The organism is Streptomyces sp. V3I8 (assembly GCF_030817535.1).
In the GTDB taxonomy this organism is placed as follows: Bacteria; Actinomycetota; Actinomycetes; order Streptomycetales; family Streptomycetaceae; genus Streptomyces.
This window is the reverse complement of the sequence record NZ_JAUSZL010000002.1, coordinates 228,925-255,293: the sequence shown is the minus strand read 5'-3', so window position 1 is coordinate 255,293 and position 26,369 is coordinate 228,925. Positions and strand designations below refer to the sequence as shown.

The window sequence follows — 26,369 nt, the reverse complement described above, 5'->3', positions numbered from 1 at the left end:
GGGCCGGCCGCCGGATCAGCCACTGCTTCGACCGCCGTACGTGCGTACGCAGTGGAAGCGGGCCGTCGCCCCGGCGGTGTCGAGCGACACCAGGCCGATCCGCAGCGCCTGTTCCCTCGGCAAAGTCCACACGCCGGTCCACGTCCAGTGCACGCCGTCCGTGCTGGTGGCGGCCCGCACCGCGTGCTCCCCGCCCGCCTCGTCGGCGTGGTGCGCCGGCCGCATCCGGAGTTTCCCGGCGGGCGGTCCGCCGGACATCGGACCGTACGCCACGGCGGCCGGCGGGGTCGTCGCCGCCGTACAGCACCAGCCCGGCCTGCTGGTCGGCCGGACCGTTGGCCAGGCCGAGCCCGGTCTCCACGGTGAGGTCACCGGCCGACGAGGGCCGGGTGAGGACCGACGCGATGTTGGTGCCGAGGTGCGGTTCGGCGTTCCGGATGGGCCAGGACAGCACACCGTCACCGGTCGCGGCACCGGCGGCCGGACCCCGTACCCAGCCGAGCGCCTGGATCTGGATGGGCCCGTCGACGAACGTCTTGTACGAGGCCGGCAGGCCGTGTTTCCTCCACAGGCCCTGGTCGTCGGCGACGGCCGGCGCCGTTGTAGTCGGCGATGTAGCCGAAACGGATCCTGGTCGCACCGCCGTCGGCACTGTCGTCCGAGGAGCAGGCGGACGGACGGTCGGCCCCGGGGACGGTCCGGACGCGCCCCGGTCGACCGACGGCGCGCAGCAACTCCTGGACTCCGCCTCGTCCACGGGGCCTTCTTCGAGGAGTGGTCTTCTCCCGAGGCTTGACACCGTGGGGCGGCCGCCACGGCTCGCTTCCGGGAATCCGCGTTCATGGGCGAGCGGCCGAAAACATGTGGCGATCACGCGGAACCCGCAGCAAGCAATGGTCAATTCAAGCCTTTGTATTGTCACATCCATGACAAGCCTGTGTGCCTGGTGTCACTCTGCTGTCGAACGTTCACCCTTCATTCACGCCACCACACCCCCCACTCACACATCCCCCGCACTCCCACGTCTCACGCGCCGCCGAGTTCTCCGGCGCCTTTCGTGTGCCACCTCGTGCTGCGCTCTCTCCCGCCCCACCCCCCTGTCGCGGTCCGGCCCCACCCGGTCGGCCCGCTCACCGCCGGCCCCCACCAGGAGCCGGCCGTCGCTGGAGGAGAAGACATTGTCCCGGCACCAAAGCTCCGCCCGCCGTCGCAGACGCGCCGCAGCCCTGGCCCTCACGACCGCGAGCTCGCTGCTCGCCCTCGGAGTCCAGGGCGGACCCGCCTCCGCCGCGCCCGCCGATCCCGGCTCCTCGAAGATCGTGGCCGCCCCGCGGGCCGGCGCCGCCCAGCCCGCCCTGTCTCCCGCCGCGCGCACCGCGCTCATCAAGAGCGCGACCGCCGGGTCCGGTGACGCCGCGAAGGCCCTGCGCCTCGGCGCCAAGGAGAAACTGCTCGTCAAGGACGTCGTCAAGGACGCCGACGGCACGACGCACACCCGGTACGAGCGCACCTACGCAGGGCTTCCGGTCCTCGGCGGCGACCTCGTGGTGCACCAGAAGAAGAACGGCACCAGCACCACCACCAAGGGCACCCGCGCCACCATCACGGTGCCGACCACCACGCCGAAGATCTCCGCGACCCGCGCCGCCGACAAGGCGCTGGCGCTCGGCAAGGCGGCCGACGTGGAGAAGTCGGAGGTCGAGGGCAAGCCCCGGCTGGTCGTCTGGGCCGCCGCGGGCAAGCCGGTGCTGGCCTGGGAGTCCGTCGTCGAGGGGGTCCAGGAGGACGGCACACCCAGCGAGCTGCACGTCGTCACCGACGCGAGCACCGGAAAGGTCGCCAGCCGGTACGAGGGCGTGCACACCGGTACGGGCACGGGCCAGTACAACGGCACGGTCTCCGTGGGCAGCACGCCGTCCGGTTCGTCGTACCAGCTCGTCGACGGCGACCGCGCCGGGCAGCGCACGTACGACCTGAACCAGGGGACGTCCGGCACGGGCACACTCTTCAGCGATGACAACGATGTCTGGGGCGACGGCACACCGGGCAACCGGCAGACCGCCGGCGTGGACGTCGCCTTCGGCGCGGCGGCGACCTGGGACTACTACAAGGACGTCCACGGCCGCAACGGCATCCGCAACGACGGCGTGGCCGCCTACAGCCGCGCCCACTACGGCAACAACTACGTCAACGCCTTCTGGCAGGACTCCTGCTTCTGCATGACGTACGGCGACGGCGCGGGCAACGCGGCGCCGCTGACGTCGCTGGACGTGGCGGCCCACGAGATGAGCCACGGCGTCACGGCCGCCACCGCCAACCTGACGTACTCGGGAGAGTCGGGCGGCCTCAACGAGGCGACCTCGGACATCTTCGCCGCGGCCGTGGAGTTCAACGCCGACCTGACGGCGGACGTCCCCGACTACCTGGTCGGCGAGAAGATCGACATCAACGGCAACGGCACGCCGCTGCGCTACATGGACAAGCCCTCCAAGGACAGCCGGTCCCGCGACTACTGGGACGCCTCCCTGGGCGGCATCGACGTCCACTACTCCTCCGGGCCGGCGAACCACTTCTTCTACCTGCTGGCCGAGGGCAGCGGGGCGAAGACCCTCAACGGGGTCGACTACGACAGCCCGACCGTCGACGGCGTGGCGGTGACGGGCATCGGCATCGAGAACGCGGCCGACATCTGGTACCGCGCGCTGTCGACGTACATGACCTCGTCGACCAACTACGCGGGCGCCAGGGTCGCCACCCTGCAGGCCGCGAGCGACCTCTTCGGGGCCTACAGCGACACCTACCTCGCCGTGGCCGCCGCCTGGGCCGGCATCGACGTGGGTGACCGCATCGCGGTCGGCACCAATGTCGCCCCGATCGCCGACCAGACCTCCGGCGTCGGCCAGGAGGTGTCCCTGCAGATCGAGGCCTACACCACCAACTCGGACGCGGCCCTGACCTACGAGGCCACCGGCCTGCCCGACGGACTGACCCTGAGCGACAGCGGGTTGATATCCGGGATCCCGACCACCACCGGCACCAGCGAGGTGACCGTGAAGGTCACCGACGGCACCGGTTCGAGCGTGTCGGAGACCTTCGAGTGGCGGGTGGCGTTCATCTACGCCAACTCCACCCGTGTCGACATCCCCGACAACGGTGCCGCGGTCGAGTCGCCCGTCACCATCACGGGCCGTCCGGGCAACGCCTCGGCGACCACCGAGGTGTACGTCGACATCGTCCACACGTACCGGGGCGACCTGACGGTCGACCTGGTGGGCCCCGACGGGACCGTGTACTCGCTGCTGAACCGCAGCGGGGGTTCGGCCGACAACGTCAACCAGACCTTCACGGTGAACGCCTCGGCGCAGCCGGTCGACGGCACCTGGAAGCTGCGGGTGCGTGACGTCGCGGCGATCGACGTGGGCTACATCCAGCAGTGGCGGATCACTCCCTGACGCTGTCCTGCCTGCCTGCCTGCCTGCCTGCCTGTCTGTCCGTCCGCCTGTCGGTCGGTCCAGGTGCCTGACCACCGAGTGACCGACCGACCGCCCGTCCGGACCGTGCCATGGTCCGGACGGGCGCTGGCGTGCGCGGGGCGGGGCGGATCGTATTCGGGCTCATCGCCCACGCGCTGCGGCCGCTGGGGGACACGCTCGGCACGACGAACCCGGACGCGTTCGCCCAGTTCGAACGCGGTCCGGCGGTGGTGGTCGGCGCGGAGGCCCTTTCGTCCTCACGGGCCTGTGCACACTCGCCTCCGACGTAACGGCCGAGGCTGCCCGGAGGGAGCCGTTACAAAGGAACGCCGACCGTTCCACAGCTTCTTGAGTGGATCTCGGACGGTATCGTAAGGGCACCATGACGACTTCTGCGGACGACTCCCTCCTCGCCCGGGCCATCGCCCGGCCCGAGACGGAGGAGAAGGTGGCGCGGCGCATTCTGGACGCCGCGCTGGAAGAGTTCACGACCTTCGGCCTGCGCCGCACCTCCATGGACGACGTCGCCAAGCGCGCCGGGGTGTCGCGGGTCACGGTCCACCGCCGTTTCCGGACCAAGGACGGGCTGGTCGAGGCCTGCCTGCTGCGTGAGGGGAGCAGGTTCTTCCAGAAGCTGGACTCCGCGGTGGGAGCGCTGCCGACCATGGAGGAACGGGTCGTCGAAGGGTTCGTGGTGGCGCTGCGGCACACCAGGGCCCACCCGCTCTTCGGCGGTCTGCTGCGCCTCGAACCGGAGGTGGTGCTGCCCTATCTGACCGTCCAGGGCGGCCCCTCGCTCGAGGCCACCTGCGACTACCTGACGGCACATCTGGTGCGTGCCCAGCAGGTCGAGGGGCGGGGTGACTCCGACCCCAGGCCGGTCGCCGAACTCATGATCCGCGTCGCCGTCTCCTTCCTCCTGAACCCGTCGAGCTGCATCGAGATGGAGGACGAGGAACAGGCCCGCGCCTTCGCCCGCCGTTACCTCGCACCACTCCTGAACGCCTGAACGTCCGAACGCCCGATGTACGAGGGCCGGGGCCGGGCACGGGCGGGGTCACCGCGTCCTGGTCCGTGTCGGTCACCGAGGCTCGCGCCGGGGCGGACGCTCACCGGTCGGTGGAGTGCCGCCCGTCTCGTCCTCGTCCTCGTCCGGCAGCGGGCGCAGCGGCCGGGAGTGCGACCAGTGCGGGCCGAGGTCGTCCAGCGTCCAGCCGAAGGGGTAGCTGCGGGGCTTGGGCCGGTACGGCAGCCGGTCCGGCCGGGGAGGCAGATGGCGCACCAGGGCGGCCCTGGCCCGCAGGGCGCGGCGCACGGCGATCCGTACCCGGCGCGGCTGCGGGCGAAAGCCCAGCGCGGTGAGCAGCGAGTCGTCGAGGACGGCGAGCGAGGCCCGCGCCACCAGTGCCCGTAGCCCTCTGGGGTACCACTGGGTGACGACCCGCAACGTGGCAGCGGCGACGCGCCGGTTGGCGGGATCGTAGGCGAACATCCGTTGCTCGTACGCGTCATGGAGGCGGGCGAACCCGGCGTAGTCGGCGGGCAGTCCGGCGATGCCCATCATGTCGCCCATGTGCCGCCCCACCAGTGCGAGGCTCTCGGTCTCCTGCGGGGACAACGGCCGCCAGCCGTACCGGTCGATCCACCGCTTGGGTCCCACCACGGTGGTGGCCAGGACGTAGAGATAGTCCTCGTCGGCTATGCGGTAGCGCCCGTGGATCCGGTTCAGGTGCCGGACCGCGGCGCGGCCTCCTTCCGAGTCCATGCCGTCGCGCACCATCTCGTGGGCGATCAGAATGGTGTCGTCGTACCGCTTCTGTCCCACCCGCTCGAACTCCTGCGTGCGGTCCAGGAGTTGCGATATGCGTGGTACGCCGTAGTCCCGCAGGAAGGCCACCGAGACGCCCTGGAGGTAGTCCCAGGGGAACTCGTACGCGGTGATCAGGCGGAAGATCTCCTCGTAGTCCTGCCGCGGGTCCATCCGCTCGATGCGGTGCAGCCGGCTGTAACGGCCCATGGATCACGTCTCCTGTCGGTACCTGCTGCGGACGTTCAGGTCGGACGTTCGGATCGGAGAAGCGCACGGGTCCGACGGCGGTTCCGGAGGCCGTCGGTGAGGCGAAGATACAAAAACTATTGACATGTTTCAGTCCGCGTCAACAGTCCCGACACGATGGAGACGGAATGCCTGCTCGGCAGGGGAGGGCCGCGCGGGTCGGCCGACCGCACCGTGGCGGCAGCCGCCCCTTGGACGGTGAGCCGGACGAAGCGTCCGAAGATGCGCTCGGCGTCCTCGGTGGGCACGCCCGGTCCGTCGTCGTGCACCGTGAGGACGACCCAGGCGTCCTGGTTCCCGAGGGTGATCCGCCCTGCCGGTCATGGCGGCCGCAAGGGGCGCTGGTACCGCTGGTACCGCTGGTAAACGAAACACCGTTCAGAGGGGCCCCGTCGGCCATGGCCGACAGGGCCCCTCTGCGGACTCCGTCACGCCATCTGCCGGCTTGCCCGTTCGGCCGCCTCCAATGCGTCGCCTCCGCCGTGACGGGTGGTTGGACCTGTTTCCCGTCTCCCACGGCTCCGCACCGGCACGGTGCCTGGCGAGCGGGATCCTGAAACCCGGACGGGACGATATGGGTCTTCCCCATGGTCGGCATGCGGCCACGACCTGGGTGTACATCGAGCACCGCTTCGTCCGGCTGGTCAGCCCGCCCGTGCCGGCTTCGGCAGCGGCGTACCTCGAAAGGCTTCCGCTCCATGGGCGGAGCGCGGCGGAGATGGACTGTGTTCGCGCTGCTCCGGGAGCACTGCCCGACAGGGCGGTCCAGGATGGAAGGTGCCGACCCGCTGGGCGAGACCGCTGCTGTCGAACGCCCGCAGCTCCGCCCGGCCCAGGGTCGTCGTCGCGTCGAAGGCGGTTCCCGATGCCGGCGCAGCCGTGCAAGGACGCCGAACTTCCGCTGTCGAGCGCACTCGTCACCGCATCGGCCTCGCTATGCGGGCGCGGTGGTCGTACGTGTCTTCCTCGCGGCCTGGCGCGGCACCTCCGATTCCTCCTGGAGGTCGGCGGCGAAAACCTCGGCCGTCGCCTCGGCGGCGATATCGCTCAGGTCTTCGTTGATTCCGTGGGCCACTCGCTAGTTCGGCCAGCAGGAAGGTGCCGACGAACCCCGTGGCTCCGGTGAGCAGGATCTCGCGCGGGCCGTCCGCTTCTTGTGGTGCGGGGGTGAACCGCAGGGCGGGACTCAGCCGCGCCTCCGTGTCCGGCACCCACGACCGTGTGGCCGAAGGAGATGTCTCCGCGTCCAGGTACCGCGCCAGTCCGGCCGGGGTCGGTTCCTCCAGGAGAGTCGACAGACCGAAGGGAACCGCCAGCGTCCGGGCGATCCGGCGGGCCAGGCGCTCGGGGCCGAGTTCCCGCCGGGTGCGCGTCGCGGTGAAGCTGTCGACGGACAGGCGTCCGGCCCACGGGCCCCACGGGAGCCACGGGCGCCGGAGGAGGCGGGCACGAGGAAGGCGGGCCCGCACCAGGGGCCCGCCTCCGTATGGTCACCTTCCCTGAGGTCGGAACTCCATGGGCCGGAGCCCCGTGGGTCAGACCTCCGTCGGGCTCTTCTCCGGCAGCGGCCGCGCCACGGGTACGCCGGCGGCCACCGGCTCGGGCCCGCCCTCACTGAGGCCGTAGCGGTTGTGGAACGCGCGGAGGAAGCCGGGCGCGTACCAGGCGGAGCGTCCGAGCAGGCGCATCGCGGCGGGCACGAGCACTCCGCGTACGGCGACCGCGTCGAGGAGGATGGCCAGCCCGCTGCCCAGACCGAACATCTGCATGAAACTGAGCTTGGCCGTTCCGAAGGCGAAGAAGCTCACCGCGAGCAGGCAGGCCGCCGCGCTGACGATGCGTCCGGTGTGCCCGAGACCGTTGGTCACGGCGGACTCGTTGTCCTCGCCCTGGTCGTGGAGCTCCTTGATCCGGCTGGTGACGAACACCTCGTAGTCCATCGAGAGACCGAAGGCGATGCAGAACATCAGCACGGTCATCGACACGTCCATCGGCTGCGCGGTGAAACCGAGCAGGGAGGACAGATGGCCGTCCTGGAAGATCCAGGTCATGACGCCGAGGGTCGCTCCCAGGCTGAGCAGGTTCAGGGCCAGCGCACGCAGCGGCTGCACGACACTGCCGGTGAACAGGAAGAGCAGGACGAACGTCGTCAGGGCGACCAGTGCCACCGCGAGCGGGAGCCGGTCGGCGACGGAGTCCTTGGAGTCGACCAGCACGGCGTCGGTCCCGCCGACCAGGGGGTCCACCCCGGCGGGCGCATCGACCGAGCGCACCTCGTCGACCAGGCTCTGCGCCTCGTCCGACTTCGGCGCCAGGGCGCTCACCACGTTGATCTGCTGTGCGTCGGGGCGGCCGAGGGCCGCGTTGGCCGGACCCGGCGCCGTGGAGCGGCCTTCGGCGTAGGTGCCCGTGCTCGCCTCGACGCGGACGACCCCTTCGAGCTCGGACAGCCTGGCCGCGTACGACTGCAGCGGGTCCTTGTCCACGGCCTTGCCGAGGACGATGTGCATGGCCGCGTCGTCGCTGCCGGAGAAGTCGCTCCGCAGTACCGAGGACACCTGGCGGCTGTTGGCGTCCTCGGGCAGGACACGTTCGTCCGGCGTGCCGAAGGTGATGCCCAGCAGGGGAGCCGCCGCCACGAGCAGGACCGCCAGCACCGGCAGCGCGGTGAGCGCGGGCCGCCGCATGACGGTGCGGGCGAGACGCCCCCAGAGCGGCAGCCGGCCGTCGGACTGCTTGGACCTGGCCCACGGCAGCCGCCCGCTGTTGACGCGGTGCCCCAGGACCACGAACAGGGCCGGCATGACGAACAGGGTGCTGACGGCCGCGATGGCGACGACACCGACACCGGCGTAGCCGAACGAGCGCAGGAAGTACTGCGGGAACACCATGAGCGCCCCGAGCGCCGCCGCCACGGTCGCGGCGGAGAACGCGATCGTACGGCCGGCCGTGCTCACCGTCCGCCGGACGGCGTCGTCCACACTCGCGCCGCCCGCGAGCTGTTCCCGGAACCGGCTGACCATCAGGAGGGCGTAGTCGATGCCGAGGCCCAGCCCCAGCGCCGTGGTCAGGTTGACCGCGAAGACGGAGACGTCGGTGACGCTGCCGAGGAGGAAGAGCTCCGCGAACGTGCCCATGATCGCGATGATTCCGATCACCAGCGGCAGCAGGGCGGAGACCACGCTGCCGAAGACGACCAGGAGCAGCAGCAGCGTCAGCGGTACGGCGATGGCCTCGGCCAGCAGGAGGTCCTTGCCCGACTGCTCTCCCATCTCGCTGTTCACGGCGGCGCCGCCACCGGCCTTGACCGTCAACGCCTCCTCGTACGTGCCCGCGTAGTCGTCGATGACGGCCGTGGCGTTCTCGTCGCGCTCGGTGCCCTCACCCTTCACATGGGCGAGCACCATGGCCTCGCGGGCGTCCTTGGAAAGGAGGTTGGGGCTGTCCGTGTCCCAGTACGAGATCACGTTCTGCAGGTTCTCGTCCTTCTTGAGGTCGGCCACCAGGGCCCGACCGCTCTTCTCCGCCGCGGGAGCGTCGACGCGGCCCTCCTCGGCGCGGACCAGCAGGACCAGGTTCGTCTCCCCGCCGAACTTCTCGTCGATGACCTTTGCGGCACGGCTGGACGGGGAGGCCGGGTCGTCGTAGCCACCCCCCAGCAACTTGCCGAACGCGCCGGCGCCCGCGACACCCATGAGGGCCAGCGCCACGACGGCGACGACGAGTATGAGCCGGGAGCGACGGATCGCCAGTTCGGCCATGCGTTCAAACACGGACAGTCTCCTTTGAGTCCCAACATGAAAGCGACGCGATGCGTACGGCGCTGTCGCGAGGCCGACACAACGGCCCACAGCGGTACTTGATCCCGGCGGACGCCGGAACGGGAGACCGTTGTGAGGCCGTCGTGAGGCCATTGCGATGCCGAGGCGAAATGCCGTCGCGGGCCCCGTGCGAGAGGCCTTCGCGAGAGATGACACGCATGTCGTCGCCGTGCCGACGTTAGTGAGACGACGGAAGATTTGGCAGTGTCAGATTTACTTGACACCGTTCGACATCGGGCTGTGCGCGCCCGGTTGCCGACGTACGGTCGTGGCATGACCGTCGACCGAGAAGCAACCGCCCCGTTCACCCTGCGCGAGCGGCGGCGCGCCGCCGCCGTGCGGGAGATCCTGGAGGCCGCCGAGCGCCAGATCGCCGAGGACGGGCCGGCGGCCCTGTCCCTGCGCGCGGTCGCCCGGAGCCTGGGGATGACCGTGCAGGCGCTGTACCACTACTTCCCGAGCCGGGACGACCTCGTCACCGCCCTCATCGCCAAGGCGTACGACGCGCTGGCCGAGGCCGTACGGACCGCCATCGAGACCGCCGAGGACGACTCGCCCGTGGAGCGCGTGATCATCGCGGCAGAGGGATACCGCCGATGGGCCATCGCCAACCCCGAGCGGTTCCAACTCCTCTACGGCACACCGCTGCGCTACTACGCGGCCCCCGCCGAGGGTCCGACGACGCAGGCGACGCGCCGGATGTCCGCGCTCTTCGAGCAGGAGCTGTTCGGCGGGTTCACCGAACTCCAACTGGCCGCGGCCAGCACCCCTGACCTCTCGCCGTCGTTCGTGGAGTACCTGGACCGGTTGCCGCCCACCGGCCGGCGGAAGCTGCCGCCGGCCGCGACCGCTCTTCTCATGAGCGCCTGGGGGCACATGCACGGCATGGTGGTCCTGGAGGTGTTCGGGCACACCGCGTTCCTCGGCGACCACCAGGCCGAGGTCTTCCGCATGTCGATACGGAACCTGGTCGAGGACGCCCACCGCCGGATAACGCTCCCCGAGGCCGGGAGGGAAGGCGTCACGAACGCCGCCGGGTGAGCGCGCGAACCGGTGGGCCGCCACGGCGCGCGGCTCGCCCCGGTGGTCCGCAGGGGCCGCGCGCTCGCGCTCACTCGCCCGGTGCCGCCTTGCGCAGGGCGGTGATGCACGTGCTGATGGCCTCCTGGAGTTCCTCCAGGCGCTGCAGCATGTCGTCCTCGTAGATGGTGTCGAGGTCGTCGACGTCGTCGAAGGTCAGTTCCTCGAAGACCTTGGTCGCCTTCGTCAGGCTGCTGTAGAACTTCGTGCGGCGTTCCTGCAGGCGGAGTTCGGGGTCGGCCTGGATGGTCTGCGCGACGATGTCCTTCACGGAGTCGTACGCCTCGGAGGCCCACTCGCTGGTGTCCTCGTTCGCGTCCAGCTCGTCGATGAGGGAGAGATGGCGCTCGGCCTCGGCGCGCAGCTCGGCGGGAGCGTCGATGGTCTGCCCGGCCGGGGTCTTGACCTGGCCGTTCTCCACGATCTGACGGACGTAACCGATGCGGCTCGCCGCCTGCGTCTCGGTCGCGACCGCCTTCTTCAGGTCGTCGGTACGGGCGATGTCACGGGCCAGTTCCGTCTGCAGCGCCGGGTCCTCCTGGAGCCGGTCGAGGAGCGCGGCCCTCGCCGCCTGCGCGGTGGAGGGGTCGGCCAGGATCGCGGCCCGCAGCGCGGTGGGGTTCTCGGCGACCTCCAGGGCCTTGGTCGGCCGGATGCCCTCGGCCTCGGCCGCCGCGGTGATCGCCGTACCGCGCTCGGAGGCGGCGCTGGAACGGGAGACGTAGTAGGAGTGCCAGAGGTCGGAGTCCGGCAGCTCCACCTCCTGGCCCGGGGCCAGCGCCTCGAAGTACGGGACGAGACCGTCGTCGGCCGCCTTGTCCCACGCCTTGTAGTAGCGCATGACCCGCTCGGGCGAGCACCCGGCCAGCTCGGCGAAGCCCTTCGCCGAGACCTTCGCCGTCTCTCCCGCGAGCTCACCCCCGGGCCGCACGCTGCGTGCCACCTTCAGCGCGAACGCCCAGCCGCCGGCCCGCACGTACGCCCCGAAGTCGGCGGCGTCCCGGGCGACATCGGCGTGCACGTCACCGATGGCGTCACCGATCGCGTCATCCGCACGCTCGTCCGCCGGAACCTCGGCGTGCGCATCGTGGGCATCGTCCTGCGCATGGTCCGTCGGCGTCTCTCCCGCGGACGTCGCCGGCTCGACCCAGAACTCCCCCGTTTCCGCGGTCGACTGGCCGGGCACCTGGTCGGCGGACGGGACGGCCGGTTCGGGCTGAGTGGTCACTACGGTCACGGGGCGGCTCTCCTGGGCAGGGGCAAGGCTGAGGGACAAGGCTGGGGGACAAGACTACAAAAGGCAGCCTGCGCAGCCTATATGAACCCATCCATGACGGTTTGTTCTCCTCCCGGGTCGCTCGCCCGGTCTCCCGCCGGGTGTTCCGCCGCGCTCCCGGCCCACGGGATCACGGGCGCACCGGTAACTCTCCGGTTTCACTCAAGTACGCTTGGTGAATGAACGTTTCGAGCGCGGACCTCCAGGAGACGTCGGGACCGGCCGCCGTGGTGACCGGTGTGGGTTCGTATCTCCCGCCCCGTCGGGTGACCAACGACGAGCTGTGCGCCCGGCTGGACAGCAGCGACGCGTGGATCCGGGAGAGAATCGGCATCCAGGAGCGTCGCCGCGCGGACACGGCGGTGTCCACGGGGGATCTCGCGCTGGAGGCCGCCCGGCGGGCGATGCGATCGGCGGGTGTGCCGGACGTCGACGCCCTGGTCCTGGCCACGACCACCCCGGACCACCACTGCCCGGCCACCGCTCCCGCGGTCGCCCACCGCCTCGGACTGCGCGACGTGATCGCCTTCGACGTCACCGCGGGGTGCGCGGGCTTCGTGTACGCGTCGGCCGTGGCCGCCGGTCTCATCAGCGCGGGCAGCGCCCGGCGGGTCCTGGTCGTGGGCGCGGAGACGATGTCGGCCATCATCGACCCGGACGACCGTGCGACGGCGCCTCTTTTCGGTGACGGCGCGGGAGCCATGGTCCTGGAGGCCGGGGCCGAGGGGCAGGAAGGCCGCCTCGGACCCTTCGTCTGCGGCAGCGACGGCTCGCTCGCGGACGCCATCGTCATCCCCGCGGGCGGGGCCCGCGAGCGCCACCGGCGGGACACCGCGCCCGCGAGTGACTTCTTCGTTCACATGCGCGGTAACGAGGTGTTCCGGCACGCCGTGCGCCGCATGAGCCAGGCCGCCCGGGACGCGGCCGCGGCCGCGGGATGGACACTCGACGAGGTCGACCGCCTGATCGTCCACCAGGCCAACGGGCGTATCGCCGCCTCCGTCGCCGACGCGCTCGGCATCCCGCCCGAGCGCACGCCCTCCAACATCGCCGCCGTCGGCAACACCGCCGCGGCCTCCGTCCCGCTGCTGCTCGCCCACGCCGCGGACGAAGGTCTGCTGAAACCTGGGCACCGCGTGCTCGTTGTCGCTTTCGGCAGCGGGCTCGCCTGGGCCGCCACCACGTTCGTGTGGCCTCCGGGCGTCACCGCGCAGTTGTAGGGATCCATCAGGCCGGGAGCGTAAGGAAATGAAGCACGTGCTCGAAGAACTCAAAGGCATCCTCACCACACAGGCCGGGCTGCCCCCCACGCCCATCACCGCCGACGCGACCCTGGCCGACGCGGGTATCGACTCCATGGCCGTGACCGTGCTGTCCATGCAACTGGAGGACCGCATGGGCCTGTTCCTCACCGAGGACGAACTCTCGTGCGCCCCCACCGTCACAGCCCTGGCCGACCTCATCGCGAGCCGAGCCGCCGGGAGCCGGTGATGCCGACCACCCGCGCCGCGTGGAAGCCGCCCGAATGGAACGTGCCCGAGCGGACCAGGGAGGAACTCGTCCCCCTGCGATGGCGCGGTCTGCGCTACACCTGCCGTGTCATCACCTCGGACCGGCCGCCGGCCACCGAACCCCTGCTGCTGCTCGGCGGCGCGCTGCAGGACATGTACGCATGGCCCCGGCTGGAGCGCAGGCTCAGCGCCCACATGCCCCTGGTGTTCGTCGACCTCCCCGGTGTCGGGACCGCCGACGACCTGCCCGTCGAGCAGGGTTTCGACGCGCTGGCCGAAGCCGCCCTGGCCGTCGCCGACCGGCTCGGGTACGACCGGATCAATCTGCTGGGGGCCTCGTACGGCGCACCGATCGCCTACCGCGCCGCCCTGAGCCGCCCGGCGACGATCGCGCGGCTCGTGCTGGCCGGCGCCACGCACCGGATGAACCCGCGCCTGGTGTCCGACTGCGAACAGGTGTGGAGTGCCCGTGCCGCACTCGCGGACGACGCCGACGGGAGTGTGTCGGACTCCGGTTCGCACGAGATCGCGGCCCACGCCGTCGCCGCGCTGCTGAACACCGGCGCCGGGGACCGGGTCGCGCAGGGTCCCGCCGTGGCCCGGATGCTGCACCGGCAGTTCGCCCGGATCACTCCGGCCGAGGCCCGCCGCCACGCGGTCTGCCACCAGCGGCTGCGTGCCGCGGACCTGCTGCCGTCCGCGGCCGTCGACGCCGTGCGCGCACTGGTGTTCACCGGCGAGCACGACGACGTCAGCACGCCGGACGAGAACCGTGCCGTGGCGGCCGCCATCGCGCATTCGACGTTCCTCCTCGTCCATGACGCCGACCACATGGTGCATCTCGAACGGGAAGCCGAATACGCCGACCTGGTCCTGCGCTTCCTCACCGACCTGCCGCTCGACGACCTTCCCTACGCGACCGCGCCGGAATATTTCGGACGGAGTGTCCCGGGAGCCCGCTGAAAAGCAACCGGGTCGTTTGCACGTGCTCCGGGATTCGGCGGGGCGGGGCGGAACGCCGTCGTCCTCCCGCTCCGTGCCGAATGCGAACGGACCGTAACCGGAGAGAGACCGCCAAGTCCCGTGGAAACACTTACGGTTGGACTTCCGGGTGCGGCCTTCCGGGAGAAGTCACCGCCGCTTTCGGGAAAAAAGTCGGGAGGAGTGCGCCATGAGTGCCAACAGCCGTATGAGTCTGGCCGTGCACATCCTGACCTGGCTGGCGTACGACCGCCGGGGGACCGGCAAGGAGGTCGCGACGTCACAGCGCATCGCGACGAGCGTGCAGACGAATCCGGTGGTCATCCGGCGCTGTCTGGGACAGTTGAAGGACGGCGCGCTGGTGACGGTCACCCACGGCCGGGGCGGTGGATGGAACCTGGCGCGCCCGGCGGCGGACATCACCCTCCTGGACGTCTACCGGGCGCTGCCCGACGAGCCGGTCTTCGGGATGCCCGCCTCGACCCCCGACCTGGAGTGCGACGTCGGCGCCGGTATCGAGTGCGCGTTGTCGGACGTCTACCGGCAGGCGACCGAGGCCCTGTGCGGGTCCCTGCGGGAGATCACGCTCGCCGACGTGCTGCGCAGGACGACGGCGGCGCGCGCCGCGGCCGCCCACGCCCGCTGACCACCGTTCGACCCCGCACCTTCGGACTCTTTCCGCGCATCCAGCTGTGCGTTCTTCTCCGCCGGGAGCCACCGGTGACCTGGGCTCACTCCTTCGGGTTGTTTCCGGCGCCGCGCGGCCGGCCGATGCTTGAGCGGCGGCCCGCCGGGGAGTAACGGAGCGTGAGATCGTCGCCTCCGCCGTCCGCGGACGTGCACCTCCGTCGAACAGCGAGGAGCCGGCCTGTGTCCGACATCGTCTTCACGGCCGATTTCGGTTCGTGCAGCCAGTGGGTGGCCGGCCGCTCATGGGCCTATCCCGAGGGCGGTCCGGTCAATCCGTTCGACGACAAGCTCGACCACCTGGTGTCCGACCCGGCCTACTCCCGCACCGGAACCTTCCGCGCCACCCGGCGGCCGGACGGTCTGTGGAACACGGGCCTGCTGACCACCGAGGGGAGCGAGGAAGACTTCGTCGTACGCGCGGGGGACGTCCTGGAGACCCGGGTGCGCCTGCCCACCGAAGTGGGGGCCTGGCCGGCGGTGTGGACCTGGCGGGACGGTGGCCAGGAGATCGACGTGTTCGAGTACCACCCCGAACATCCGGACCTGCTGGAGCTCTCCAACCACGTGCGAGGCGGGCACCTCTACCACCGTGACGAAACCGTCCGTCCCGGCGGACACGTCGATCTGCGGGTGGAGTTCGGCGCCCACTCCGTCGTCTGGTGGGTGAACGGGGTGGAGACCTTCGCCGACGGACGTGGCGTCGGCCCGAACTGGCACGCCTATCTCATCGTCAACCTCTCGGTCTGCGCCGGGCGCTACCACCCGCCGCCCGACCCGCGGACCGAGGAGATGTCGTACACCGTGGAGCACCTGCTCGTACGCCGTCCGGCAGGTGGTGACGCCGCTGCGCACTGAAGGGCCACCGTGAGGAGGGGAGAGCGGGGGACGGCGGCCCCGAAGGGCGCCGCCCCCCCCCGCACGCTCAGGGGGCCCAGGGCGCTTCGACGGCCCAGGTGGTGTCCTCGGTGAACGAGGCCGGGTTGTCCCAGGCGTGGGCACCGCCCGGAGTGGCCAGCCACAACTCGGCGTTGTAGTGGCGCAGGTACTGCTCGGGGAAGTTCGACGCGGACAGCCGGACCCCGCCGCCCGCGCCGCGCACGGCGCAGAAGGTCGCGTCGGCCTGGAACACGGCCCCGCTGCCCGACTCCTTGTACACGCGGTACTCACGGTGACGCAGGTACTGGCCGGGGTAGTTGCGTGACTCGAAGGAGTAGCAGGCACCGTTGGCGAGGCCCGGTACGACCTTCCAGGTGGCGTCGTTCTTGAGCAGGCCGTCACTGTTCGCGTCGACCACGTCGGTGTACGCGGCCCCGTCCCGGTGGCGCAGATAGCGGTTCGTGTAACCCGGCGTGGTCACCCGCAGGGACCTGTACTGGCCGGTGGGCAGGGTGACGGGCGTGACCGGCGCCCGGGAGGTGTCGATGAGGGCGCGGTTGGCGGCCTGGACCCGCGCCGCGTCCACCTTGACGACCTGCCGGTCGTAGGTGAGGAGCCCGTTCGCCTCGTTCTCCACATCGGTGATCTCCGTGTAGACGGAGGCGGAGAGACCGGCCGGCAGGCGCAACTCGCGCAGGGCGTCGATGAGTCCGACCAGTCGGTTGTTGAGACGGCCCTGGTCGGCCTGGTCCTCGTAACTGAAGCCACCGCCCGGATACCACTCGTGACCGGCGACCTTGAACCCCAGTCCGCCGTACTCGCCGAGGACGGCGGCGCGGGTCGCGCTGGGCACGGTGGTGCCGGGTCCCACGTAGACGTGATGGTCGAGGACGTCGCCGTTCCCGCCGTCGACGGCGCCGCAGCAGTTGATGCCGCTCATGTTGTTCACCAGCCGCGAGGGGTCGTACGCCTTCACGTGATCGGCGATACGGGCCTGGTCGTACTGCCCCCAGCCCTCGTTCTGGTCGACCCACATCACCACGGACGGTGAGCTGCGGTGCTGGTCGATGATGCGGTCGTACTCGGCCTCCCACTGCGTCCGGGCGGCGCCGTCCGGCGTGCGGGTGTCCATCGCGGGCATGTCCTGCCAGACCAGCAGCCCCAGCCTGTCCGCCCAGTAGAACCACCGCTGCGGCTCGACCTTGATGTGCTTGCGCACCATGTTGAAGCCGAGGTCCTTGTGTTTCTGCAGGTCGTACTTGAGGGCGTCGTCGGTCGGCGCGGTGTAGATGCCGTCCGGCCAGTAGCCCTGGTCGAGGGTGCCGGTCTGGAAGACGAACTTCCCGTTGAGGACGGGGCGCAGGACGCCGTCGACCCGCGCGGTCCCCACGGAGCGCATCCCGGTGTAGCCGCCCACGGAGTCGACCGTCGCCGAACCGGAGAGCAGGTCCGCCTTCACGTCGTACAGGAACGGGTCCTCGGGCGTCCACAGACGCGGGTTCGGGACGGGCACCGTGAACGTGGCGCCGACCGCGCCGGTCGCACTGCCCACCGTGGTCGAGCCGGTGGACACGGTCACCCTGGCGCTCTGCCCCGAGACGCCGTCACCCCTCACGGTGACCTTCAGGGTGTTGTTCGTGAGGTCGGGCACCATGTCCAGCCGCGTGATGTGCGCCGCGGCCGTCGGCTCCAGCCACACCGTCTGCCAGATGCCGGAGGCCGCGGTGTAGAAGATGCCGCCCCCCGGATGCGGGGTCACGTCGCTGATGCGCTGCTTGCCGACCGCCTGGCCGCCCGTCTGGGTCGGGTCCCAGACCGACACCACGACCGTGTTGGTGCCGCCGTTGAGCAGGCTCGTGATGTCGTACGAGAAGGAGTCGTAGCCCCCGCTGTGCGTGCCGCCGGCCTGCGTGCCGTTGACCCAGACCGTCGTACGCCAGTCGCTGGCACCGAAGTTGAGCTGGACGTGGCGGCCGTTCCAGCCCGCGGGGACCGTGAAGGTGCGCTTGTACCAGAGCTTGTCGTTCTGGGTGATCCTGCGCTGGATGCCGGAGAGCGCGGACTCGGCGACGAAGGGCACCCGGATCTGGTCGGAGAACGAGGACGGCTGACCCGCGTCCGCCCCGGTGACCGCGAAGTCCCAGATGCCGTTGAGATTGGCCCAGTCGGGACGGGTGAGCTGCGGGCGCGGGTACTCCGGCAGCGGCTTGTCGACCGGGACCTGGTTCGTCCACGGGGTGGTCATGGGGGAGGGCTTGGGGGTCCATGCGGCCGGTGCGGCCTGGGCGCCCGTGGCCGTCAGCGCGGCCGTGCACACCAGCGCGAGCGTGGCGAGCGTGGTGGTGACGCGTCGTGCCCGCCGTCTCAGCCAGGCTGCCCGGGGGCGGGGGACCGGAGTGCTGCGCATCGTGACTCCTTGGGTCGCGGGTGTGGGGGCGAGGACGCGCACGTACGGAGAGCGGCAGGGGCGGCCGAGACACCTGGCGGTTCGCCGCGTCGGCCTGTACAACGTTGGAAAGGGCGGTAGTTGGCATGACAGCACGACCCGGGGCCCCTGTACAGGTGCATGACAAAATGAAGTGAGGACGCTCACCGGACGGCCGGCCACCGGCTGGTGCCGGGGCCGGCCGTGGTTCTGCGTCGGCGCACGGACCGCTCACCACGGCCGGTCCGGCGGCGGGGCGGCGCGCACCGGCGCCGCCCCGCCGGCGTGCTCAGGGGCGGGGGCGGGTGGCGGTGTCGAGGTAGAAGGCGTCGATGCTCTGGACGGCCCGCTCGAACTCCTCGAGGTTGACGGGCTTGGTCACGTAGGCGTTGGCGTGACTGCTGTACGCGCCCGTGACGTCGTCCGGAGCGGTGGACGTGGTGAGGACGACCACGGGGATCGTCTGGAGGTCGTCGTCGCCCTTCAGCACCTTGAGCAGGTCACGGCCGTTCATCCGGGGCATGTTCAGGTCGAGGACGATCAGGTCGGGCCGCGGGGTGCCCGGGGTCCGCAGGTGTTCCAGCGCGGCGACGCCGTCGGTGACCTGGACCAGGTTGCGGGCACCGCGCTCGGAGAGGGCTTCCTCGATGAGCATGGCGTCGGCGATGTCGTCTTCGACGAGCAGGACGTCGAAGGGACGGATGGGGCTGGTCATTGTCGGGTGCTCCGTGGGTTTCTCGGTGGAGTGGTTGAAGAGCCCCGGCCAGCGCCGCCGGGCGCCCTGCCGGGTCATGCCGCAGGCGGCGCCGATCTGCGGGTAGCCGGCACCCGCGCGGGCGGCCGCCACGGCCGCTTCCTGCTGCAGCCGTTCGGTGGCCTGCTTCAGATGGTCCAGTACGTGGAGCAGGGCCAGAGCTTGTGCGGGGTCGTCCGGCGGGGGTGACGGGGCTTCCAGCAGCCGGTGGGCAAGGCGCTGCGCGAGCCGGCCGACCGCCGCGTCAGCGATGGTGGCCGTCTCCTGCGGAGTGATCCGCGGTACGAAGTCCTTGCCTGGCATACCCGGCACTTTAGGTCCCTGAGCAGCCGCGCGACAACAAGGGTTGTCGCCCCTTAAAGTGTGCTGCCGAAACTTTCACGGCACTGGCACAGCGAGGAGCCCACAGAATGAGCGGCGATGAGCGGCGATCGCGTACGCGAGGGCTGTCCACGTGGACGACCAGGCGGTGGCTTCGCGTCGGGGTGGCCGCGTCCTTGGTGGTCCTGGCCCTGCTCGGGACGGCCGGCGCGTATGTCCTGAGCCGGACCGGGACGATCAGCAGGGACCTCGTGGACGTACGCTCTCCCGCGCTGACTGTCGCGATCCGCCTGGAGACGGCCGTGCTCGACCAGGAGACCGGCATCCGCGGCTTCGGGCTCACCGGTACGAAGGACTTCCTCACGCCCTACCGGCAGGGGGTCACCGAGCAGAAGACGTACACCGCGCAGCTCACCGAACTGCTCGAGGACGACGGCGTGGGGCTCGAGGACCTGAAGGCCGTCCAGGACGCCGTGCGGAAGTGGCAGGAGCTGATCGCCGAGCCCGTGGCCGCCCAGCCGCCCGGCTCGCCCTCGCCGCTGGCCACCGAACGGGCCACGGAGGGCAAGGCGGCCTTCGACGACGTACGCGCCGCCCTGAGCCACCAGCAGGAGACCCTGCGCGCGGACCGCGCGCGGGCGAGGGACGACCTGATGACCACGATGGCCGTGCGCAACTGGGTGTTCAGCGCCATCGCCGTACTCATCGTCGTCCTGACGGCGCTGGTCTTCGAGGGACTGCGCCGCGGCATCAACCGGCCGCTGGAGCAGCTCGGCGCGGACGCCCGGGCCATCTCCGGCGGTGACTTCGACCACCCCATCACCCCGACCGGCCCCGCGGACCTGCGGCGCCTCAGCGGCGAGATCGACTTCATGCGCCGCCGTCTCGTGCGGGAGCTGGCCAGCAGTGAGGAGACGAGGCTACGGCTGGACGCGCAGGCCGCCGACCTGCAGCGTTCCAACGCCGAGCTGGAGCAGTTCGCGTACGTGGCCTCCCACGACCTGCAGGAACCGCTGCGCAAGGTGTCCAGTTTCACCCAGCTCCTCCAGCGGCGCTACGGAGGACAGCTCGACAGCCGGGCCGACCAGTACATCGACTTCGCGGTCGACGGGGCGAACCGCATGCAGGTCCTCATCAACGACCTGCTCGACTTCTCCCGGGTCGGACGGGTGCACAACGCCCACCAGAGCGTCGACCTGGACAAGGTGCTGGAAGGGACCCTGTCCTCGCTGAGTGTCGGCATCGAGGAGGCCGGCGCGACGATCACGCACGATCCGCTGCCGACCCTGGTCGCGGACCCCACCCAGCTGGGCATGCTCTGGCAGAACCTGATCGGCAACGCCGTCAAGTTCCGCCGCCCGGACGAGGCGCCGAAGGTCCACATCACGGCGGCCCGGGAGGGCGAGCTGTGGCGGTTCACCGTCACCGACAACGGCATCGGCATCGCGCCGGAGTACGCCGACAAGATCTTCGTCATCTTCCAGCGGCTGCACACCAAGGACGCCTACGCCGGGAGCGGCATCGGCCTCGCCATGTGCAAGAAGATCGTCGAATTCCACGGCGGCACCATCGGCGTCGACCCCGAGTACCGTGACGGCGCACGCATCACCTTCACCCTCGCACCCCGGCCGCCGGAGGTGGCCGGCGCCTCCCCCCTGCCCGAGGCCACCCGCGCCGACGCGGAGCCGGCACGATGACGACAGCCATGACGGGTGTTCCGGAAGCGGTCTCCGGCGATCCCACGTACCGCATCCTCCTGATCGAGGACGACCTGGGCGACGCCCTGCTGGTGGAGGAGCTCCTCCACGACACGGGACTGCGGTTCACGCTCACGACCCGGACCACGCTGGCCGAGGCGCGCGCCGAACTGGCCGGGAGCCCGCTCGACTGCGTGCTCCTCGACCTGCACCTGCCCGACGTGTCGGGCATCGACGCGGTGACCGCCGTCCGGCAGCTGGCTCCGCACATCGCGGTGATCGTCCTGACCGGGCTGTCCGAGGACCGGGCGGGCACCGACGCCATGGCCGCGGGCGCCCAGGACTACCTCGTCAAGGGGAAGGTCGAGGCCGACCTGCTGCAGCGGACGCTGCGGTACGCCGTCTACCGCAGCCAGACCGAACGCGCGAGCGCCGAGGCCCAGGCCATTCGGCTGCGGGCGGAGGAGAACGCCCGCCTGGAACGCGGGCTGCTGCCTCAGCCGATCCTCGACACGTCCACGGTGCGCGTGACCTCCCGCTACCTGCCCGGCGCCGAGATGGCTCTGCTCGGCGGGGACTTCCTCGACGTGGTGGAGGGGGACGACGGGCTGCTGCACGCGGTGGTGGGCGACGTCAGCGGCCACGGACCCGACGCCGCCGCGCTCGGAGTCTGCCTGCGGATCGCCTGGCGTTCCCTCGTGCTCGGCGGACACCGCGGGGACGACCTGCTGCACCTGATGGAACGCATCCTGGTCGCCGAACGCGGCAGCCAGCAACTGTTCGCCACCTGCTCCCTCCTCACCCTCGACCAGCGCGCAGGCACCGCCACCCTCCATCTGGCCGGCCACCACGAACCCCTCCTCACCACGGCCGAGGGGACCTGGGAACTGACCGCCGCGCACGGCATCGCCCTGGGGATCGTTCCCGAGGTCCGCAGCTGGCCCTCCACGGTCATCCCGCTGCCGCCCGCCGGAGCCCTGACGCTCTACACCGACGGCCTCACCGAAGGGCACAACGGGACGGACAGCGACCGGCTCGGTGTCGAGGGGCTGCTCGCGTTGATCGTGAAGCTGCCGACGGCGGACCCGGCCGCCCATGTCGACCTGCTCATAAAGGAGACCCACGCGCTGAACGCCGGCCGGCACACCGACGACCTGGCCGTGCTCCGCCTCGACTGGAGCGGTCTGCCCGCCCGCCTCGGCTGAGAACTCGGTGCGGCGCTACCCGCGGCCCGCACGGCCGGTCGCGGGGGTGTCGTCGGGGGTGGCGCAGAGGGGGAGCAGGCCGGGTGCGGCCAGGCGCACCAGCTGGCGGACGCGCGGCTTGTCGACGACCAGGCGGACCCAGCCGTCGCGGGAACGGGCACGGCAGTGAGCGCGGTGCAGCAGGTCCAGTCCGCTGGAGTCGATGAAGGTCACGGGCCGCAGGTCGATGAGGACGTGGGGTGCGTACGGCTCGGTCGCGGTGTCGAGTTCGGCGCTGAGCGCGGCAGCGGTGCAGAGGTCGATCTCCCCGTGCAGCTCCACCACGGTGGTCTCGCCGCGTCGGAAGCGTCGCGCGTGGGCGCCGGGCAGGTGCGTGACCGGAAGGGAAGCGGAAAGGGAAGCGGAGTTGAGCAACGACATGAGGGCCTCACCATGGACGTCATCCGGGTCTCCTCCGCTTCGTCACAGCGGTACGGAGGCGACCGATCGGTTGCTGCCGGCTGACAGGGGCAAGGTCGCCGCAGTTGCACGCTAGGGCGCGACGGATGCGCAGAAACGATGCATCCATTCGGGATGTCATCCGAACGAGTGAGTAACCACCAAACCGATTGCGAACGGCGGATCGCCTCGATATTGGTACGCACGGCGCCGGCCGCGCCGGCTCCCCGCCGCCCCTCAGGCCTGGGTGGCGGTCCTGCTGTCGGGGTGCACGGAGAAGATCTGGTCGAGGCCGACGACGCGGAGAACGCGCAGGGTGTTGTCCGGGACACCGGCGAGCGCGATGTCGGCGTCGGCGGCGAGCGCGGCGTTGCGGGCCGCGATCAGCGCGGCGATACCGCTGGAGTCGCAGAACTCCATGGCCGTCAGGTCCAGGACGAGGCGCCGGCCCGGCCGGAGGGTGAGCGCGGCGAGCCGTTCGCGCAGCTCGCCCGCGGTGTCGTAGTCGAGCTCGCCCGCGACCTCCAGCACCGGGCCGGTGGCGGCCTCCCGGACGGTGACGGTCAGCGGGCTCATCCGGCGACCGCCGTCGTGGAGGCGGCGCCGGGGTGGGCTGGGACGCCGAGGGCGAGCAGGGCGGTGTCGTCGTCGAGACCGTCACCGAAGCCGTCCAGCAGGCCGGTCAGGGCCTGGACGACGGCATGCGGGGGCTGTCCGGCGTAACCGGTCGTGAAGGTACGCAAGGCCTCGTCTCCGTAGAGGGTGGTGCGGTCCTCACCGGTACGTGCTTCGGTGAGGCCGTCGGTGTAGAGCAGGACGGTGTCGCCGGGAGCGAGCGTGGTGACGGCTGTGACGAAGGGCGCCTCGGGCAGCACACCGACTATTAGGCCGCCGCGGGTCCGCAGGAAGTCGCTCGTGCCGTCGGCCCGCAGGACGAGCGCCGGCGGATGGCCGCCCGAGGCGAGGCGGACGGTGACCCGGCCGGTCACGGGGTCGGGCTCCAGGATGCCGAAGATGACGGTGCAGTAGCGCGGATCGCTGCCCGTGTAGCGCTCGTGCAGCACCTTGTTGAGGGTCGTCAGTGCGGAGACGGGGTCGGCGTCGTGCAGGGCTGCGGTGCGCAGGGTGTAGCGGGTCAGCGAGGTGAGGGCGGCGGCCTGCGGACCCTTGCCGCACACGTCTCCGAGGAAGAAGGCGAAGCGCGTGCCGTCGACGGGGAAGAGGTCGTAGAAGTCGCCGCCGAGCCGGTCGGGGGAAGCGGCGCGGTAGTGGACGGCTGTCTCCACCCCGGGCACCGGCGGCAGGGTGGCGGGCAGCAGCGACTCCTGCAGCACGGCCAGGGCGTCCTGCAGCCGGGCGCGGTCTGCCTCCGCCTGTCTGCGTGCCTCGTCGGACGCCCTGCGGGCTTCCTCGGCCGCCTTGCGGGCCCGCAGGAGCTCCTCCTCGTAGGCGCGGCGGTCCCGGGCATCGAAGACCGTGGTGCGGATCAGCAGGGGCTCGCCGGTGCTGCCGTGCTTGACGGCGGAGCTGACCAGTACGGGCAGCCGGCCGCCGTCGGCCTGCTTGATGTCGAGGGCGATGCCCTGGATCCGGCCCTGCATCCGCAGCAGCGGTGCGAAGTGCGTCTCGTGGTACAGCCTGCCGCCCACCGTCAGCAGGTCGGTGAACCGCATCCGGCCCACCACCGACTCCCGCTCCAGGCCGAGCCAGCCCAGGAGGGTGCGGTTGATCTTGGCGATGGTGCCGTCCATGAGCGTGGACAGATAGCCGCAGGGCGCGCTCTCGTAGAGTTCCTCGGCGCTGCCCTCCAGCAGCGCCGCGAACGCCGCGTCCGATGTTCTCCCGGCGTCCATGTCCATGCCCATGTCCATGCCCATGTCCATGCCCACGTCGGTGTCGGCGTTGTGCGGGTCGGGCTGCTGCCCGGGAGGGCACATCACCGTAGGCCCGCCAGGAAGCCGGTGATCGCCGCGTTGGTGGCGTCCGGCGCCGACAGGTGCGGGCAGTGGCCGGTGGCGTCGAGCGTGACCAGCGTCGACCCGGGGACCGCACGGTGGACGAAGGCACCGACCTCGCGCGGGGCGATGGCGTCCTGGGTGCACTCCAGGACCAGGGTCGGCACCTGTACGTCCTTCAGCTGGTCCCGCGAATCCGAGGTGAACGTGGTCCGGGCGAAGACGCGTGCCATCTCCGGGTCGGTGGCGCAGAAGCTGTTCGTCAGCTCCTCGCCCAGCTCGGGCCGGTCCGGATTGCCCATGATCACCGGTGCCATCGCGGCCGACCAGCCCAGGTAGTTCGAATCCAGGGACGCCAGCAGCTCGTCGATGTCCTGCTCGCTGAACCCGCCCCGGTAGCCGTCCTCGTCGATGTACCGGGGAGACGGCCCGACCATCACCAGGGCCCCGATGCGCTCCGGGACGAGGGCCGCGGCCAGGACGCCGATCATCGCGCTGACCGAGTGCCCCACGAAGATCGCGTCGCGCAGGTCGAGCGCCTCGCACACCTCCACCACGTCCCGGGCGTAACCGTCCAGGGTGGAGTAACGGTCCTGCGAGAACGCCGACAGGTCCGAGCGGCCCGAACCCACGTAGTCGAAGAGCACCACCCGGTAGTCGTCCGCCAGAGCGGGCACCGTCAGCCGCCACATGTTCTGGTCGCAGCCGAAGCCGTGCGCCAGTACCACCGTCGGTCCCGACGGGTCACCTGTGACGGTGACGTTGTTCCTGCGCTCGACATCCATGGTCGTCACTCTTCCAGACCCCGTTCGTCAATTCGTCGTCCGTCCGCTGCGGCTGCGCATCGGCCAATCCTTCACACCTACCCTTCACTTGCCGCACAAACATCAGGGCGCCACCGCCCTCTCGCAGGTGACCCGGGGGTCGGTGACCCGAATGAGCCGTACGGCGCGGGGCGAAGGCCGCGCTTCCTCGCCCGTTTCACCGCGGCGCGCCCGCTGCAGCGGTGCTTCGTGACCGACGAACCGGCCCACGCGAACGCGTTCGTTACGATCGGCGGGTGACTGAGAGAAGAGAGCCGGCGAGCCGTCGGCAGCGTCCCGCCAAGCCCGCGCTGTCCCGGCAGTGGATCGTGGACACCGCCGTACGGATCATGCGTGCCGAGGGGCTGGAGAAGGTCACCATGCGCCGGCTCGCGAAGGAGCTGGACACCGGCCCCGCCTCGCTCTACGTCTACGTGGCCAACACCGCGGAGCTGCACGCGGCGGTGCTCGACGCGCTGCTGGGCGAGGTCGACCTCGCGGAGGAGGGGAGCGGGGACGGCTGGCGTGAGCAACTGCTGGCCGTGCTGACGTCGTACACCCTCGTGCTGTTCCAGCACCCGCAGCTCGCGCGGTCGGCCCTGGTGGCGCGCCCCAGCGGTGCGCACTACTTCCGGCTGGTGGACCGCGTCCTGGACCTGCTGGCGCGCGGCGGGGCCGATGTCGGGCAGGCGGCCTGGGGGGTCGACCGGCTGCTGCAGATGGCCACCGCCACCGCCGCCGAGCAGTCCACCCGGGACCAGGATCCCGCGGCCCAGGACGACTGGGACACGCTCACCCGGGCCCTGCACGCCGTGGACGGGTCCAGGTACCCCGCGATCAAGGCCCATATGCCTGCCCTCATCAGTGGCGCGGACGGGCGGATGAGCTGGGGTTTCGAGGTACTGATCAACGGCATCACGAGCACCCCCGTTCTCCGCGCCGACGGCTGACCTCCCTCCTCGATCCTCCTCGGGCCTTCTCGAGCGACGCCGGATCCCGCGAACGCC

At 70.9% G+C, this 26,369-nt stretch carries 21 protein-coding genes and 1 pseudogene; 11 read left to right on the top strand and 11 right to left on the bottom strand.

The genetic code is table 11. The features are described from left to right. Window positions 1-15: 15 nt before the first annotated feature. Window positions 16-225: a hypothetical protein gene (locus QFZ75_RS01275; protein WP_307533376.1), complete on the bottom strand. Its 210-nt coding sequence runs from the start codon at window positions 223-225 to the stop codon at window positions 16-18. A gap of 953 nt (window positions 226-1,178) precedes the next feature. Between QFZ75_RS01275 and QFZ75_RS01270 the strand changes: the two genes are divergently transcribed. Then, on the top strand, window positions 1,179-3,452 hold the full coding sequence (locus QFZ75_RS01270; RefSeq protein WP_307533375.1) for a M4 family metallopeptidase: 2,274 nt from the start codon (window positions 1,179-1,181) through the stop codon (window positions 3,450-3,452). Window positions 3,453-3,855: 403 nt separating this feature from the next. Continuing rightward, window positions 3,856-4,482, top strand: coding sequence for a TetR/AcrR family transcriptional regulator (locus tag QFZ75_RS01265; RefSeq protein ID WP_307533374.1), 627 nt, complete (start codon window positions 3,856-3,858; stop codon window positions 4,480-4,482). A gap of 72 nt (window positions 4,483-4,554) precedes the next feature. Here the strand turns inward: QFZ75_RS01265 and QFZ75_RS01260 are convergent, their stop codons facing one another. The 3 genes and pseudogenes from QFZ75_RS01260 to QFZ75_RS01255 all read right to left on the bottom strand — a co-directional run bounded on the left by QFZ75_RS01260 (window position 4,555) and on the right by QFZ75_RS01255 (window position 9,302). Further along, window positions 4,555-5,490 (bottom strand): oxygenase MpaB family protein, encoded by a 936-nt coding sequence (locus tag QFZ75_RS01260; RefSeq protein ID WP_307533373.1) that lies wholly within the window; start codon window positions 5,488-5,490, stop codon window positions 4,555-4,557. Window positions 5,491-5,729: 239 nt separating this feature from the next. Continuing rightward, a pseudogene (locus QFZ75_RS41020) lies at window positions 5,730-5,840 on the bottom strand (ATP-binding protein); the annotation flags it as partial. Between the two features lie 1,224 nt (window positions 5,841-7,064). Then, window positions 7,065-9,302 (bottom strand): MMPL family transporter, encoded by a 2,238-nt coding sequence (locus QFZ75_RS01255; protein WP_307533372.1) that lies wholly within the window; start codon window positions 9,300-9,302, stop codon window positions 7,065-7,067. 321 nt (window positions 9,303-9,623) lie between these two features. On the opposite strand from QFZ75_RS01255, the gene QFZ75_RS01250 reads away from it, so the two are divergent. Continuing rightward, complete coding sequence (locus QFZ75_RS01250) at window positions 9,624-10,391, top strand: TetR/AcrR family transcriptional regulator (protein WP_307533371.1); 768 nt, start codon at window positions 9,624-9,626, stop codon at window positions 10,389-10,391. Window positions 10,392-10,461: 70 nt separating this feature from the next. On the opposite strand, the gene QFZ75_RS01245 is transcribed toward QFZ75_RS01250, so the two are convergent. Then, window positions 10,462-11,472: a hypothetical protein gene (locus QFZ75_RS01245; RefSeq protein ID WP_307544164.1), complete on the bottom strand. Its 1,011-nt coding sequence runs from the start codon at window positions 11,470-11,472 to the stop codon at window positions 10,462-10,464. Window positions 11,473-11,885: 413 nt separating this feature from the next. Here QFZ75_RS01245 and QFZ75_RS01240 point away from each other — a divergent pair, with 413 nt between their 5' ends. From QFZ75_RS01240 to QFZ75_RS01220, 5 genes are all read left to right on the top strand, one after another. Next, window positions 11,886-12,926: a beta-ketoacyl-ACP synthase III gene (locus tag QFZ75_RS01240; RefSeq protein WP_307533370.1), complete on the top strand. Its 1,041-nt coding sequence runs from the start codon at window positions 11,886-11,888 to the stop codon at window positions 12,924-12,926. A 28-nt stretch (window positions 12,927-12,954) separates the two neighbouring features. Further along, on the top strand, window positions 12,955-13,197 hold the full coding sequence (locus QFZ75_RS01235) for an acyl carrier protein (protein WP_307533369.1): 243 nt from the start codon (window positions 12,955-12,957) through the stop codon (window positions 13,195-13,197). After that, complete coding sequence (locus QFZ75_RS01230; RefSeq protein WP_307533368.1) at window positions 13,197-14,180, top strand: alpha/beta fold hydrolase; 984 nt, start codon at window positions 13,197-13,199, stop codon at window positions 14,178-14,180. The genes QFZ75_RS01235 and QFZ75_RS01230 overlap by 1 nt, the downstream gene beginning before the upstream one ends. Window positions 14,181-14,388: 208 nt before the next feature. Beyond that, on the top strand, window positions 14,389-14,844 hold the full coding sequence (locus tag QFZ75_RS01225) for an Rrf2 family transcriptional regulator (protein ID WP_307533367.1): 456 nt from the start codon (window positions 14,389-14,391) through the stop codon (window positions 14,842-14,844). Window positions 14,845-15,068: 224 nt separating this feature from the next. After that, window positions 15,069-15,743: a beta-glucanase gene (locus QFZ75_RS01220; RefSeq protein WP_307533366.1), complete on the top strand. Its 675-nt coding sequence runs from the start codon at window positions 15,069-15,071 to the stop codon at window positions 15,741-15,743. A 67-nt stretch (window positions 15,744-15,810) separates the two neighbouring features. Here QFZ75_RS01220 and QFZ75_RS01215 read toward each other — a convergent pair whose 3' ends face one another. Then, on the bottom strand, window positions 15,811-18,171 hold the full coding sequence (locus QFZ75_RS01215) for an AbfB domain-containing protein (RefSeq protein ID WP_307533365.1): 2,361 nt from the start codon (window positions 18,169-18,171) through the stop codon (window positions 15,811-15,813). Window positions 18,172-18,478: 307 nt separating this feature from the next. Beyond that, window positions 18,479-19,246: a response regulator gene (locus tag QFZ75_RS01210; RefSeq protein ID WP_307533364.1), complete on the bottom strand. Its 768-nt coding sequence runs from the start codon at window positions 19,244-19,246 to the stop codon at window positions 18,479-18,481. 107 nt (window positions 19,247-19,353) lie between these two features. On the opposite strand from QFZ75_RS01210, the gene QFZ75_RS01205 reads away from it, so the two are divergent. Together QFZ75_RS01205 and QFZ75_RS01200 are read left to right on the top strand one after the other, a co-directional pair. Further along, the gene (locus QFZ75_RS01205; RefSeq protein ID WP_307533363.1) at window positions 19,354-20,961 is read left to right on the top strand and encodes an ATP-binding protein; all 1,608 of its coding nucleotides are present in this window, start codon (window positions 19,354-19,356) and stop codon (window positions 20,959-20,961) included. Beyond that, entirely contained in the window at window positions 20,958-22,166 is a 1,209-nt protein-coding gene (locus tag QFZ75_RS01200; protein WP_307533362.1) for a PP2C family protein-serine/threonine phosphatase, read from the top strand. Before QFZ75_RS01205 ends, QFZ75_RS01200 begins: the two co-directional genes overlap by 4 nt. 15 nt (window positions 22,167-22,181) lie before the next feature. On the opposite strand, the gene QFZ75_RS01195 is transcribed toward QFZ75_RS01200, so the two are convergent. The 4 genes from QFZ75_RS01195 to QFZ75_RS01180 form a co-directional block, all read right to left on the bottom strand. Further along, entirely contained in the window at window positions 22,182-22,586 is a 405-nt protein-coding gene (locus QFZ75_RS01195) for an STAS domain-containing protein (RefSeq protein WP_307533361.1), read from the bottom strand. 255 nt (window positions 22,587-22,841) lie between these two features. Beyond that, window positions 22,842-23,180, bottom strand: coding sequence for an STAS domain-containing protein (locus QFZ75_RS01190; protein ID WP_307533360.1), 339 nt, complete (start codon window positions 23,178-23,180; stop codon window positions 22,842-22,844). Then, entirely contained in the window at window positions 23,177-24,541 is a 1,365-nt protein-coding gene (locus QFZ75_RS01185; protein ID WP_373465792.1) for a PP2C family protein-serine/threonine phosphatase, read from the bottom strand. Before QFZ75_RS01185 ends, QFZ75_RS01190 begins: the two co-directional genes overlap by 4 nt. Beyond that, window positions 24,541-25,344, bottom strand: coding sequence for an alpha/beta fold hydrolase (locus QFZ75_RS01180; protein ID WP_307544162.1), 804 nt, complete (start codon window positions 25,342-25,344; stop codon window positions 24,541-24,543). The genes QFZ75_RS01185 and QFZ75_RS01180 overlap by 1 nt, the downstream gene beginning before the upstream one ends. Before the next feature lie 275 nt (window positions 25,345-25,619). On the opposite strand from QFZ75_RS01180, the gene QFZ75_RS01175 reads away from it, so the two are divergent. Continuing rightward, a complete protein-coding gene (locus QFZ75_RS01175; protein WP_307533359.1) occupies window positions 25,620-26,312 on the top strand; it encodes a TetR/AcrR family transcriptional regulator in 693 nt (230 codons plus the stop codon). The last annotated feature ends 57 nt before the right edge of the window (window positions 26,313-26,369 follow it).